The organism is Candidatus Saccharibacteria bacterium (assembly GCA_016699895.1).
Lineage (GTDB): Bacteria > Patescibacteriota > Saccharimonadia > Saccharimonadales > Saccharimonadaceae.
Genome location: CP064991.1, coordinates 294,849 through 307,604, shown reverse-complemented (window position 1 = coordinate 307,604; position 12,756 = coordinate 294,849). Strand labels below are relative to the sequence as shown.

The following is a 12,756-nucleotide window of genomic DNA, read 5'->3' as shown; positions in this document are numbered from 1 at the left end:
GACTCATTATATACCAGGCCAGCTATAGTATAATAGTAGTTATGAAGTCTATCATTCACTACTGGAAACTGTCACTAACTATCATTGTCGGCATCGTTGCCCTAGTACTATCTTTTAGATTACATCAACCTATACCCGCTCAGTGGCTAGTCAGCATCTATGCGATTTTTATTGCCATAATCTTACTGATTGATATGATAAAGATGCTACGCTCTGGTAGCTATGGCGTTGATATTTTGGCGATTACTGCCATTATTGCAACTATTGCGGTTGGACAATTTTGGGCAGCATTAGTAATAGTCCTGATGTTGACTGGCGGTGAGACATTAGAAGATTTCGCCGACCACCGCGCCAAACGTGAGCTATCAGCCTTGCTCGATAGAGCGCCTCAGATCGCTCATTTGCTACGCGACAAGGCAATAACCGACGTTCCGGTTTCGCAGGTTCAGCCAGGCGACACTGTCATGGTCAAGCCATTTGAAATTATTCCAGTTGACGGCACCTTGCTATCTAGTAGCGCGACGCTTGACGAGAGCAGCCTAACTGGTGAATCGCTGCCGGTCGAGCGAAAAGCTGGTGACAGCGTGTTGTCTGGTGCTATCAACGGGCACGCGGCTATTCACATAAAAGCTACTGCTACGGCCAAAAATTCCCAGTATGAACAGATAATCAAGCTAGTTCGTGAGGCTGAATCAAACCCAGCACCATTTGTGCGACTAGCCGACCGCTACGCCGTGCCTTTTACCTTGATTTCCTACCTGATCGCCGGAACAGCCTGGTACATGTCTGGCGATCCGGTGCGATTTGCCGAAGTCCTCGTGGTAGCCAGCCCTTGCCCGCTGATCCTGGCGGCGCCGATTGCTATCATCTCTGGCATGAGCCGTGCCAGCAAACATGGTATCATCGTCAAAGGTGGCGCTGTCATCGAAAAGGTAGCTTCGGCGACGACGTTTGCTTTCGATAAAACTGGTACCTTGACACATGGCGAGGTCAAGGTCAGCAAGATTTCCCCAGTCGGACAGTTGCCCGCTAGTGAGCTAGTTAGGCTAGCTGCCAGCGCTGAGTCAGGTAGTTCTCATGTTTTGGCCGAATCGATTCTAGCTTATGCCAAGAGGCATGAACTGAAACTAACCCCGGCTAAAAACGTCCGCGAGATAGCTGGTGACGGTATTTTCGCGACGGTATCAGGTCACAAAATCATAGTCGGAAAAGCCACTTTTTTGAAAAAGAACAAGATCTCCGGCCTAAAACGAATTCCGATCGACAAATCACAAACTGCCGTGTTAGTAGCTATAGACGGTGATTTTGCTGGGATCATTTATTTTGCCGACATAGTCAGACACGATAGCAAAACAACCATTAAAGAGTTACGTCAGCTAGGTGTCAAAACTATCGCTATGCTGACCGGCGACAGAACAGATATAGCCAAAAAAGTTGCCGCCGAAGCTGGTGTAGACCAGGTCTATGCTGAGCTACTCCCAATTGACAAAGTCAACATCATGAAACGTCTGTCATCTGACAAGAATATCGTGGCCATGGTGGGCGACGGCATCAATGATGCGCCGGTCCTCGCGGCGGCTGATGTTGGTATCGCCATGGGCATGCGTGGCAGCACTGCCGCCAGTGAATCAGCCGATGCAGTCATATTGCTAGACCGCATAGACCGCGTAGCCCTGCTCCGCAGTATCTCTAAACGCTCTATCAACATAGCTCTGGAATCTGTCTGGGTCGGTATCGTATTATGTTTAGTACTAATGGTGATTGCGGCCTTTGGCAAAATACCCGCTCTAGCGGGAGCGGGTTTGCAGGAATTGGTTGACGTCGTTGTTATCTTTAACGCCTTGCGCGCTCATCGTGGCGCTAGACAATAGATTACTCGCGCCACATTCGCATCGGATTCGGGCCAGTTGGAGTCTTTTTGAATGAGATGGCCTCGGGAGTCTTGGCAGCCGACTGAGAAGCTGGCTGATTAGTTGGAGCATTCTTTGCCTTTGGTCGGCCATTGAATGATCTTGCCTGCGGGTTCGCTTTACGAGCCGTAAAGTGAGCGGTGTTGCCGCCACGGATGCGTGCCATTTCTTGCTTTTCAAAATCTGAGTCTCGGCGTTCGCCGTTAGCAGGATTGTTCTGATTTCTATTATCAGTATGGTTTGAACCGCCGCTACCGATTTCATTAACGACTGGGATCACGATTGGTGTGCGCCTAGTTTGATCATACAGAATCTGCGTGATTTCATCGCGCAAATCATGTTTAAAGGTTTCCATATCGACGCGACGAGAAGCATAGGCTCTAGCGGCTTTCTGTTTAACGTACTGGCGAATGGAATCGATCAAGTGTTCACTGTCGCGTAAATAGATAAAACCGCGCGAGATGATATCAGGGCTCGATAGCAAACGCCCACTACCACGCTGGACAGTCAGAACCACTACAAAAATACCCTCAGTTGACATGTGTATGCGATCTTTCAAAACGACTTCGGACACAATAGCGCCGGCATCATCATACATCACGCTGCCAACATGCACGCGGTTAACGCGTTTGGCCGTACCGTCATGGTAAAATTCAACTACATCACCAGCATCGCAGACAAAAATATTGTCGCGCGGAATACCGCATTCCTGTTCGGCAATCTCGGCGTTATGAACGAGAAACGTAAAATCGCCGTGGTTCGGGAAATAGAATTTTGGATTGAGCGCCGTGATATAAGTCACAAAATCATCATGGTAGCCGTGACCGCCCAAATGAACCGCACCGACGCCGTAATTGGCCGCGTTGTTCCTCGAGATAACGTCGCAGCCTTCGCGAATCAGGTTATCCTCCATAGTTGCGATGTGAGCTTCATTACCAGGAATTCGGCTCGAACTCAAGACAATGATATCGCTGTTTTTGATCTTGATAAAGCGATGGGCACCACTAGCCATACGATTCAAGACGGCATTCAGTTCGCCCTGGTTACCAGTACAAACGATACAAACCTTATCATCCGGCAACTTGACAGCGTCTTCTAGCTTGATCATGGTATTTGGAGGAATCTTGAGATCACCAGTTCGGAGTGCTATTTCAACGTTATTGATCATCGAATAACCAGCTACTGCCACTTTGCGACCGTGAGCCGCGGCCTCGCCAATCACTGTTTGGATACGGTGAATCTGCGACGAGAACGATGATACAATGATCCTCGAATTGGTAAATTTATCCATGACTTGACTGAAACTCATCTTGATCTCAGCTTCGGTACTATCGTTATGACCAGGCACTTCGCAACTAGTTGATTCGTTAACGAGCAACAGGATATTTTCCTTGGTGGCGATCTCGGTAAAGCGCTCTAGGTCGAATTTGCGACCATCGAGTGGATCTTCCTGGAAACGCCAGTCGCCCGAAAAGACTACGACGCCAACCGGTGTGCGCACGACGATAGCAGCGCTGTCTGGGATCGAGTGGTTCACGCGTACAAACTCGACGGAAAAATATTTGCCAACCTTGGCAATGTCATGATTTTCAGGACTCATCTCGTGATATTCTGGCTCGTAGCCGCTATCCGATTCCTCCATGTTCTTTTTCAACATTTCGAGAGTGAATTTTGTCGCATACACCGGTGCTGGAATTTTCGGGATCAGGTGATGAAACGCGCCAATATGATCAAGGTGGCCATGCGTAAATAATGCAGCCTTGATATTGTCTTTACGCTCCTCGAGATAGGTAATATCTGGCACAATATAGTTGATGCCCGGATAATCATCGCCTGGGAATAAAAAGCCCATGTCGACGACCACGATCTCATCATCATATTCGAGTGCCGTGGTATTACGACCGATCTCGGTACCGCCAACTGGAATAACTCGAAGAGCTGGTTGATTAGATTTTTTGTTACCGTTTTTAAAGAAACTGGCGCTATATTGTTCGCCATCAAAACCATTGTAAATTGATTTGTTGACCGGTACATCGATAGCATACTGCGAGGCTTGTAATTTAACATTCTCGCTAATGCGGCGCTGAGCACGCATAACCTCACCTTTGCGAGTTTTGGTAGCATCTAATACTGTATTACCAGTTTTTCGTCTAACATTTGGACGTTTTGACAAGTCGTCCCCTTGTGTTTCAGCCAGTCTTCGTTGGCCCATATATTATTCTCCTTTTCTTTCGTTTCGCCTTTGATCTCGAATAGTTTGATAAGTTCCTAGTAGAGAGAGCGATTATCGCTTTGGTACGTAACAGTATAGCAGATGTGTACGAAAAATGCAAGTACCCTGCTGATCTTGGCTATGATGACTGGGTCATAATAGATATGACGTAGTCGTGATCTCGGAGACGTTTCAGAATACCGGGTAACTCTATAAAATCATTCACCAGTGTTTCACGCATGCCGCCATTATAGAGGGCAGCCGCTGGATGAAACAGGGGTAGTACAACGATAGATAGCTCTTGATCACCCGATTTCATCGAGACGCGTTTTGGCTGACCGTGGACTGACGATATTTTTGCCCCCGGTAAAAAATATTCCATAGAATGCCGCCCCAGCGTCGCTACAATTTTTGGTTGAATAATCTCTAGCTGACGCCACAAAAATGGCCAAAAAGCAGCTTTTTCCTCTGGGAACGGATCGCGATTACCCGGCGGACGATATTTTACAATATTTGTAATATAAACATCTTGCCGGTTCATATTGGCGCTGGTTAACATTTCATTGAGGAATTTGCCCGCGGCGCCAACGAACGGTAGTCCTTGCTCGTCCTCATTTTTGCCTGGTGCTTCGCCGATAAAAACTATGTCAGCATCAAGATTACCGTCGCCCATTACCAAATTATGCGCCTGCGCCGCTAGTTCTGGGCAAATATCTCCCGCGAGGATGTCCTGTCTAACCTGATCGAGCCGTTCGGCTTTATTCATAGACGCCCAATATGACAGTGATAGTCAGCGTCTCAGAACCACGCAACACAGTCAAAACAGCTTTGTCGCCAGGCATCATCATACTCGTCAGGGAGGATAATTGCACCGAACTGGATAGTTTCGTACCATTCACAGCGGTAATGACATCGCCATCCTTTAGGCCGGCTTTGTCCGCTGGACTGCCCGAAATCACGGCTGGGCCACTACTATCGCCCTTTAGATAGGCACCGTCGCTCACCGATAGATGATTCTCCTTGGCAACAGCGCTCGTTAACGTTAGATAGCGCACGCCGATATAAGCTCGCTCAACTTTGCCGTTTTTTAGCACACTGGTCATCACGCCTTTGGCTTCGTTTGTCGGTATCGAAAAGCCGATGCCTTGGGCGTCCTCAATGATTGCGGTATTGATACCAATGACTTTGCCATCGAGCGTCACCAACGGTCCGCCGGAATTGCCAGAGTTGATGGCTGCATCAGTCTGCAAAAGATTCGTCAAAGTCTCGGTTGTGTTAGAATCAACCTCGGCTGTAATCGTTCGCCCGGTGCCGCTAATGATGCCACTGGTCACGGTGTTTTGGTATTCACCGAGCACGTTACCGATCGCAATAACTCGTGATCCCACTGCGACCGACGAGCTGTCGCCAAACTCAGCCGCGGGCAAGCCGCTAACATTATTGATCTTCAGAAAAGCAATGTCGTTAAGCGGATCACGGCCGACCACCTTTACATTATCGTATTCAGTACCGTCTTTGGTGATGACCGCCACCGAACTAGTGTTTTCGCCGATGACGTGTTTATTCGTGATAATATAGCCATCGCTGCTAATAATAACACCGGTGCCGGCACTGGATGTTTGATAGGTGCGTGTGTTATCACCGCCAAACCACCAGCTAGAGCTACTATCACTAGAACTCGAATTAGTCGTGGTGCCATTCGCTATAATCGAAACCACACTAGGGCTGACCTTTTCTACAACCTTGGCGATAGCTTCTCCCTCGTTAGTAATAGTCGTTGTGTTAATGGTGGAGTTAGACGTAGCATTATTACCTGATCGTTCAATCAAGGAAAAGGTCGCGGCGCCCGATAGCCCAGACATAAAAGCTAAACATACTAATAGGATGACTTTTGCTACCCCTAGACGAGCAGTTTTTGGCTTTCTATGTACGGCTACTGACACTTGACTGTCACCAGTCTGTGGTGCGTTATTTTGACGGTGTTGAATGTTATCCTCCATAATATTATCCATTCTACCACGTTACCATTCCCGGCTGAACGTTAACTGGCGAACAAATCAAGGATTCGTCCGCCAGTTGCTTTTTTGAATGTAGATCGTACTAGTTACCGTTAGTTTTGTCGGTCAGGTATTGACCCAGATCATTCACGGCGCTATTAAATTCTATTGCGTCATACAGTTTTTCGAGATTATCTCTCCAGGTATCGTCAGCATCAGTTAGTTTGGTGCTAGTAGAAGATACTTTGCTATAGAGAGATGAGTCATAGTTACCAGAGTTGACCGAGTCAACATAAGCCTCGAGAGCGCTAATGAATTCCGGGAGAGCCGCATTGATCTCAGCCAGGTAATCTTTATTGACTTTCTGTTTGAGCTCTAGAGCTTGCAATTTTGCTTGGTACTGTTTGAGCGTGGCAATAGTTTGATCAGCATCACTATAAGATACAGCGCTAATTTCGCTCACAATAGGTAATATCTTGTCTAAATATTCAATTTCCACGCTAACAAAGGTCTCTAGATCGGCTTTTTCGGTGCTCACTTTTTTGTAGTAGTCAGCAGCTTTCTTGTCATTTTTGATAGCCTTTAAATCACCCAGCTCCTTGAAGTTCTTGTCTATGTCGGATAAACCGGTCTTTAGCGTTTCAAGCTTTTTGGCAGACTCGCTCTCGGTATCATAGCTACTCACATAAACGGAGCTGACCGTTAGGTATGAGCTAGCCAGAGTTTTGGCTTTGGTTTGAGCATCGCTATAATCTTGCTTGCTGACACCACCGAGCACGAGCATCAAAACTAGCGTGACGATGCCTGCAATCAGAACAACACCGCCAGCGATCAAACCTATAATGAGACCTTTTTTAGATTTTTTAGGCGGGGTAGCTAACGGATCACCTGAGACAGGTTGAGGCACGACAGGATTTGGTGTACCTACCTCTGGGCTCGGATTTATATTTTGATTTGGCTGATTGTCAACCGGGCTCTGATCACTAGGATTCATAATCAATACTCCTTATGGTTTTAATGGTACTGCCATTATACCACAAAGAATATTGATCGTCAGCGAAAAATCAGAAATTTTTAGTTTAGGCTACATCAGATGGTTTCATACTGAGAGACAGACGTCCACGATCGTCAATTGCCATCAATTTGACGCGAACTTTGTCGCCTTCTTTCATGACATCGGTGACTTTTTCAACACGCTGGTCGCTCATAGCCGAAATATGACACATGCCGTCGATACCAGGCAAGATATTGATGAATGCACCAAAGTCTTTGATGCTAACGACTGTGCCTTCGTAGATTTTGCCGACTTCGGGTTCTTCGGTTAGAGACCTAACCCAGGTGAGGGCTTGTTCCATTTTGGCAGGATCATTGCTAGCAAACGTAATCAAACCGTCTTCTTTGATGTCAATCATGACGCCAGTTTCAGAGGTGATCTTGTTGATGGTCTCGCCGCCCTTGCCGATGACTGCGCCGATTTTATCTGGATTGATCATCAGTTTTTCAATGCGTGGTGCGTATGGTGACAAATTGTCACGTGGGCCAGGCAAGGTTTCGAGCATTGACTCTAGGATAGTAGCGCGAGCTTCTTTAGCCTGGTCGAGAGCCTTTTTCAAGACGTCAGCTGGCAAGCCGTGAACCTTCATATCCATTTGGAGTGCTGTGATACCTTCGCTAGTACCAGTCACCTTGAAGTCCATGTCACCAGCAAAATCTTCTTGGTCGGCTAGGTCAGTCAAGACGTAATAGTCATCGCCATCAACCATCAAGCCCATTGCTACACCACTGACTGGACGTACTAGCGGTACGCCGGCATCCATGAGTGCCAAACATGATGAGCAGGTAGCGGCCATAGAGGTCGAACCGTTCTGGCTCATGATCTCAGTCACGCTACGAATGGCGTATGGAAAGTCCTCTTCGCTCGGCAAAACAGCAGTCAAAGCTCGTTCAGCGAGATAGCCGTGGCCGATCTCACGACGACCTGGGCTACCGAGACGTTTCACTTCGCCGACTGTGTAGCCCGGCGCATTGTAGTGATGCATGTAACGACGCTCGCCGTCAGTCACCTCCATAGTGTCAACGATCTGAGCGTAACTGAGAGGTGCCAGGGTAACGATATTTAACGCCTGGGTCAAACCACGCGTGAACAAACTGGAACCATGCGTTCGTGGCAGAACACTCACCTCAGAACTGAGTGGACGAATATCTTTCAGGCCACGACCATCTGGACGAACGCCCTTTTCTACGATGCCTTTTCGGACATCCTGGTGCATAGCCAGAGAGAATGCCTCGGCGTATTCACCTTTTAGCTCTTTCCATTCCTCTTCACTATGTTCGGCAGAAAAATGCTCTGTGTATTCTTGTTTGAGAGCAGCTAGGAGCTCATTGCGCTCTGGATAAGGTTGATGCAAGTCGTCAGTCAATTTGTCGGCTAGCCAATTGGCAGCGGCAGTTTGAATATCTTCGTTAGGCTTGACTAGTTCATAAGCCTGCTCGGTTGGAGCGACAGCTTTACGTAACTCTTCTTGGAGTTTAATTACTGGCTGAATTTGCTGATGAGCCCACGCAATAGCGTCAGCTACTGTATCTTCGCTAACCTCATTCGCGCCGGCTTCAACCATCATGATGCCAGATTTTGAGCCAGCCACAAACAGATCCAGTTTATTAGTGTTCATAGCCTCGCGAGGTAGAAATGTCGCAAATGCACCCTTGTCATCCAAGCCAATACGGAGACCAGCTATTGGGCCGTCGTATGGTGTGCCAGTGATCATCAGCGCCGCGCTAGCCGCTACCATGGCGACAGCGTCTGGACGAAAGCCGGGATCCATTGACAGCACGCTCGCAACTACTTGGCATTCGTTGCGATAGCCCTTTGGAAACAGTGGGCGGATTGGTCGGTCGATCAGACGACCGATGAGAATCGCCTCGTCAGACGGACGACCTTCGCGCTTGATAAATCGAGAACCGCTAATTTTGCCCGAGGCGTAGAACTTTTCCTCGTAATCGATCGACAATGGGAAATAGTCGAGATTAGGGTTAACGGGACCAGTTTGCGCCGTGCCGAGGACGACGGTTTCGCCGTATCGCACCAAAACTGAGGCACTGGTACGGAAACCAACACGGTTGACTTCGAGTGTCAGGGTGCGACCCATCCACTCGGTTGACACGGAGATAATCTCCTTGCCTGTTTGAATGACTTTTGTCATCAAAACTCCTTTCATTGCTAGCGTCAGTAGCGGGTATTTCTGGCAGATAATCTCTGCAAAAAGTATCCGACGCCGACGCTACAAAAACTTAATTACTCTAGTATTGTACCATGAATCACTGTATCTAAAAAATAGAATCGCCCTAGTTGGGGCGATTCTATTATATGCAAAACCTTGTATTATTTGCGCAAGCCCAAGGTTTCGATAACCTTTTTGTACTGAGCAAAGTCGTTCTTTTCCAGTGAACGTAACAATTTTTTGCGACGACCAACCATCTGGAGTAGACCACGACGTGCCATAAAATCATGTTTATTAGACTTTAGGTGCTCGGTAATCTCATTGATACGTGCCGTCAAAATCGCTACCTGTGCAGCCGGAGAGCCAACGTCGTCCTTGTGCACCTGAGTCGATTTAATCGCTGCTAATTTATCCTCTTTTGTAATCATCGTGAGATAGTTTAGCAGATTATGGGATGAAACGCAAGAGGTAGGAATAAACTAGGTGATGTCAACGATCTCTACCGTGTCAACGTTTGTCCCATTCCATACGCCAACTAGTTCTGCTGGCTGCACCGTAGTGCCATCCCATACACCATAGATCTCGGGGAAAAGAAGCTCATCGTCCTCATGACGACCAACCCAGGTGGTACTATCGCTGCGAATCTTTACTCTACCTACAGCAAAATCATTAATACTAACGCCTGCAGTTATTCTACCGAGGTAAAACCGAGTTAATGTATTTGAACCCGAGTCAATTGGACTGAGAAGGCCCGTATCATAGAGCGGTGAGTCTGATCCTAACGGAAATACTGCACCACGATACGTCTGAGCGATCCTATCAACCCTGATTTCAATACGATACATAGTAGCTGTAGACATGACATTCGTCGAGCTTCTAATTATCTCTACGCCCGGATTAGCAAAAAAGCGAATCTGACCTGGCGATCCACTACCAGCCATGACAATTCGATCAATATTGAGGTTATTTACCGTCCCAGCAGTAAATATCGAGGCGGCCGCTGACCCCCACGCATTCGGCGTCTTTATGTAAAATCGGGCTGCGAAGGTGTCTGCCGTCGACGACCATGACGCGTAATTGACAGTGTCGCCGGCAGCAATAATCATAAAATCATCGCTGTCCAGCGTAGGTGTCGTCCCTGTTATCGCCGGCAGATCACCGCCATCCCATTCAATAATTGTGTCGGGATCTGTGGCGATATCTGAAGCATGTCGTCCAATCCATGATCCGATAGTATCGACAGCCTTGATTCGACCTATCGTTAGTTCATTCAAAGAATTGCCGCCGGTAACATGACCAAGCCAAATATTAGTAAATGTTGCTGCACCAGTGTCTATAGATGTCAACAGCCCCGTATCGTGAATTGGTGTTTCACTCATTAGTGGAAATACAGCGCCACGATAAGTCTGATTGATTCGATCAATCTGTATCTCTACACGATATTCAGTAGATAGAGAGACTATATTGCTTGCACGCAAAATCTCTGTGTTGCCTGCTCTAATATGACGAATTTGACCTGGCGACGCAGACCCAGCGATGTTAAATCTAGCATTAGAAGCAGAGCTGGCCCGAGCGATCATCATAGACCAAGCTGCCGCTGCCCATGCTGATGGCACTTTAAAATACCAACGTAAGGTAAATTGATCTGCACTAATCGGCCACTGGGCAACATTATCCGCCGACCCCGTAGCAAATATCATCGAATGGCCATCAACCGTCGGGGTAGTGCCTACTATAGAGGGCAGCGCACCTCCATCCCATTCAAATAATGTAGCCACTAGACTGTCCTACGTACAATTAGGGTTCCTGCTGGAGTACCTGCCGGAATATCAGCTTCAGTTTGACCTGCTTCTAGCGTGTATACCATCTGCAAAACTACCCCATTGCGCCTAATTGCACCGTCTGACCAACGTACACCAAAAGGAAGTGTGTATACCGCACCGGTGCGCCTATCGTTAACTTCAAATGCATTGCCGTTCAAATTATCACCATCCTGTATGATGGCACGTACGAGTGAATCTGCCCACGATGAATATGGATTACGGCCTCGCAAAGCACCCCATTCATTGAGCCACATGCGTTGACTACCATTGACATTGATATGAAAGATGTCTGGATCTGCTGGATCAATTGTATAGTTTAAATTACGGTTGATCATTGATGCGGACGGCACTGATGAAACCGTAGCATTTTGCTGTACAAACATACTAGTATCAGGCGTAGGACCAGTCGCACCTTGTGCGCCCGTTGCACCAGTGGCTCCTACTGGTCCAGTCGCTCCAGTGAAACCTTGAGAGCCTGTTGCACCAACTGCGCCTGGGGTTCCGGTTGGTCCGGTAGCGCCAGTAGCACCCGGTGAACCACCACCTGAGTTTAGTTTGGATACTACGGTAGGATCTAGTTTGTCTTCGGTGATGGTTTGGTCTTGGATTTCATCTACTGCGATAGAGCCAGGGGCTATTGTGTCGGTGGAGACGGCGCCAGTAGCGAGACTAGCCGCCGTTACGGAACCTGGAACAATAGTATTTGATGAACACTATTGTCTTTTAGTGTACCATCGTTCTTATGAGCAGCTGATAGGTAGTCGTTTAGGATGGCGCCCCATTGTCCGGCGTCTGATCCTGGTGTTGGTAGTCTGGTCATGGTTTAGTTTGTTAGCCCTATTATGTTATCCTTGTTATGCTTATGTAATTCCTATTATACCATTGTTGTTATTGTTTATTTAAAAACAGAATCGTTGAGGATTATTTTATAATTTTTATAGTTTCGATATTGTCAATATCATATGAGCCAACCTTGGTACGGCGTAGCTTTGTAGCATATGCACCAGTACCCAAAAGGTCGCCGATATCTTGGGCGAGTGTTCGGATATACGTACCTGATGAGACGTGAGCGCGAATTTTTATATGTGGGTATTCGTAGCTCAGTAGCTCGATACTGTAAATCTCGACTTCTCGAGATGGCATCTCGACAGCTTGTCCGGCTCGTGCCAATTTATACGCTCGCTGGCCGTTGATCTTGATAGCCGAAAAAACCGGTGGGGTTTGCGTAATCTTTCCCAAGAATGTTTTGATAGTCTGTCTCACCTGCTGCTCACTCGGGATGTCCTGGACTAGCTGCTCGGTAATTTCACCTTCCGGATCGCCGGTTGACGAGATGGCGCCGAGTCTGATGGTTGCTTCGTAGACTTTGTCTAATTTAGAGAACTCGCCAGCGCGACGGGTGAATGTGCCGCTGAGCAGGATCATCAGTCCCGTTGCAAATGGATCCAAAGTCCCGGTATGGCCAACTTTAATTTTTCGTCCCGCCTGCTCAGATAACTGGCGGCGAACTCTAGCAACCACCCCGAACGATGAGATACCGGCCGGTTTATCAGCTAAAATAATCTGGTCAAATTGTTCCAATTGCCCCATTGT

The 12,756-nt window shown here is 47.6% G+C and carries 11 protein-coding genes; 1 reads left to right on the top strand and 10 read right to left on the bottom strand.

The genetic code is table 11. The features are described from left to right. The first annotated feature begins 41 nt into the window (after positions 1–41). A complete protein-coding gene (gene cadA, locus IPL44_01640; GenBank protein QQS17721.1) occupies positions 42–1,871 on the top strand; it encodes a cadmium-translocating P-type ATPase in 1,830 nt (609 codons plus the stop codon). A 1-nt stretch (position 1,872) separates the two neighbouring features. Here cadA and IPL44_01635 read toward each other — a convergent pair whose 3' ends face one another. The 10 genes from IPL44_01635 to truB form a co-directional block, all read right to left on the bottom strand. Further along, positions 1,873–4,122, bottom strand: a complete 2,250-nt coding sequence (locus IPL44_01635) for a ribonuclease J (protein QQS17720.1) — start codon at positions 4,120–4,122, stop codon at positions 1,873–1,875. A gap of 139 nt (positions 4,123–4,261) precedes the next feature. Then, on the bottom strand, positions 4,262–4,888 hold the full coding sequence (locus IPL44_01630; protein ID QQS17719.1) for a uracil-DNA glycosylase: 627 nt from the start codon (positions 4,886–4,888) through the stop codon (positions 4,262–4,264). Further along, positions 4,881–6,122, bottom strand: coding sequence for a trypsin-like peptidase domain-containing protein (locus tag IPL44_01625; protein QQS17718.1), 1,242 nt, complete (start codon positions 6,120–6,122; stop codon positions 4,881–4,883). The genes IPL44_01630 and IPL44_01625 overlap by 8 nt, the downstream gene beginning before the upstream one ends. Before the next feature lie 100 nt (positions 6,123–6,222). Then, positions 6,223–7,113, bottom strand: a complete 891-nt coding sequence (locus IPL44_01620) for a hypothetical protein (GenBank protein QQS17717.1) — start codon at positions 7,111–7,113, stop codon at positions 6,223–6,225. 85 nt (positions 7,114–7,198) lie between these two features. Then, a complete protein-coding gene (gene pnp / locus IPL44_01615; GenBank protein QQS17801.1) occupies positions 7,199–9,268 on the bottom strand; it encodes a polyribonucleotide nucleotidyltransferase in 2,070 nt (689 codons plus the stop codon). A gap of 233 nt (positions 9,269–9,501) precedes the next feature. After that, complete coding sequence (rpsO, locus tag IPL44_01610; GenBank protein QQS17716.1) at positions 9,502–9,768, bottom strand: 30S ribosomal protein S15; 267 nt, start codon at positions 9,766–9,768, stop codon at positions 9,502–9,504. 51 nt (positions 9,769–9,819) lie between these two features. After that, entirely contained in the window at positions 9,820–11,118 is a 1,299-nt protein-coding gene (locus tag IPL44_01605; protein ID QQS17715.1) for a hypothetical protein, read from the bottom strand. Beyond that, positions 11,118–11,801 carry a collagen-like protein gene (locus IPL44_01600; GenBank protein ID QQS17800.1) on the bottom strand — a complete coding sequence of 228 codons (684 nt, stop codon included), beginning with the start codon at positions 11,799–11,801 and terminating at the stop codon, positions 11,118–11,120. The genes IPL44_01605 and IPL44_01600 overlap by 1 nt, the downstream gene beginning before the upstream one ends. Before the next feature lie 41 nt (positions 11,802–11,842). Further along, positions 11,843–11,983, bottom strand: a complete 141-nt coding sequence (locus IPL44_01595) for a hypothetical protein (protein QQS17714.1) — start codon at positions 11,981–11,983, stop codon at positions 11,843–11,845. A gap of 101 nt (positions 11,984–12,084) precedes the next feature. After that, positions 12,085–12,744 (bottom strand): tRNA pseudouridine(55) synthase TruB, encoded by a 660-nt coding sequence (truB, locus tag IPL44_01590; GenBank protein ID QQS17713.1) that lies wholly within the window; start codon positions 12,742–12,744, stop codon positions 12,085–12,087. Positions 12,745–12,756 lie beyond the last annotated feature (12 nt).